The sequence below is a fragment of the Streptomyces sp. NPDC001515 genome (genome assembly GCF_053597115.1).
Map to the genome: position 1 here is coordinate 1 of NZ_JBSFHN010000089.1, position 1,532 is coordinate 1,532.

General features: G+C 64.8%; 2 protein-coding genes. One reads left to right on the forward strand and one right to left on the reverse strand.

Translation table 11 applies throughout. From position 1 onward, the window contains the following. The first annotated feature begins 39 nt into the window (after window positions 1-39). Window positions 40-842 (forward strand): IS5 family transposase gene (locus ACWCXC_RS37425; RefSeq protein ID WP_190009804.1). Its coding sequence is split into 2 segments (ribosomal slippage): window positions 40-388 and window positions 388-842, totalling 804 coding nucleotides; the frame shifts between segments, so codons are not numbered across the junction. 42 nt (window positions 843-884) lie between these two features. Here the strand turns inward: ACWCXC_RS37425 and ACWCXC_RS37430 are convergent. Further along, window positions 885-1,451, reverse strand: a complete 567-nt coding sequence (locus ACWCXC_RS37430) for a hypothetical protein (RefSeq protein WP_450686374.1) — start codon at window positions 1,449-1,451, stop codon at window positions 885-887. Between the last annotated feature and the right edge of the window lie 81 nt (window positions 1,452-1,532).

Consider the following 1,532-nt stretch of genomic DNA (forward strand, 5'->3'; position numbering starts at 1 on the left):
AGACGGTGTCTCGATTGGTGCTGGATCGTTGCTCCCGGCATGGACATAGTTCTGCGTCTGGTGCCGGACAGGCTGTGGGAGATCTTTCAGGATGTGGTGCCGGAGCCTCCGGTACGCGCCCAAGGCGGAGGCCGCCGGAGATGTGACGATCGTGCAGTGCTGGCCGCGATCATCTTCGTCGCCACGTCGGGCTGCACCTGGCGGCAAGTGCCACCAGTCTTCGGAGCTTCCTGGCAGACGGTCCACCGCCGCTTCACCGATTGGTCCACGGCGAGGGTCTGGGCAAAGTTGCACCGTGTGGTCCTTGACCAGCTCGGCAGGAACGGTGAGCTGGACTGGTCGCGCTGCGCGATCGACTCGGCCAGCGTCCGAGCGGTCAAAGGGGGCCTCTGACCGGACCGAATCCGACCGATCGCGGCAAGCTCGGATCGAAGATGCACGTCGTCTGTGACCGCAACGGGCTGCCGATCTCGGTGGGTATCTCCGGCGCCAACGTCCATGACAGCCAGGCGTTGGTCCCGCTGATGCGCGGTATCCCGCCGATCCGCTCCCGCTTCGGGCCGCGGCGTCGCCGCCCGGCCAAGCTCCATGCTGACAAGGGGTACGACTTCGACCACCTACGCGGATGGCTTCGGCGTCGGCAGATCGTGCCGCGCATTGCCCGCCGCGGCATCGAACCCTCCGACCGTCTCGGCCGGCACCGCTGGGTGGTCGAGAGGACGATGTCCTGGCTGAACGGCTGCCGCCGCCTGCACCGACGCTACGAGCGCAAGGCCGAGCATTTCCTAGCCTTCGTTGGCATAGCCAGCACCCTCATCTGCTTCCGCCGACTCATCCGATGAGATTGGCCGCCTTCCGCGGCTCGGCGCCGGAAGCTCAGCGGCCTACTGGTGACGCCAGACTTCCGCAGGAGTGATGTCCCAAGAGGTCCCGGCGATCTCTCCTGTGTTGAAGAACGATGCCCAGCTCACGACCACATCGCCCGCGCGCTGCCCGCCTCGATCGAACTCGAAGCCGGGCCAGCAAAGGTCACCCGAGAGGCAGTACATGATGCCGAGGCCACGTTCGACAGCGCATGCTTCCATCTCCGAGTCCAGCTCCGACGGCACGCGACCGATCAGACGGATCCCCTCGCAGGTGACTTGGGGACCGCGGATCCCATCAACAAGCACACAAGTCAAGCCCACGCCCTCGACGAAGTAGGACTTCACTGCAGGTCGATGCTTGTCCGACCCCATCCTGCAGAACTCCACGCGCCACTGAGCCCGCTGCGGACTCCACCGGTCAATCTCGCGCTCCTCGGCAGCGAAGCCATGTCCCGCCATGATCGCCACCGCTTCACGTCGATCGACTCCGAAGACCAGGGGACCAACCAACTGACGCGGAACATAACCCCACTGCTCTCGCTTCGAGTCCTCGAGCACCGCCCAACCGTTCATGTCCATGTCCATTGGCTCATGATCGTCTACCCGGTGCTGCCGACACAATCCGGCCGAGAAGTAAGGAAGCACACGGGTTCATCCTCCGCACTC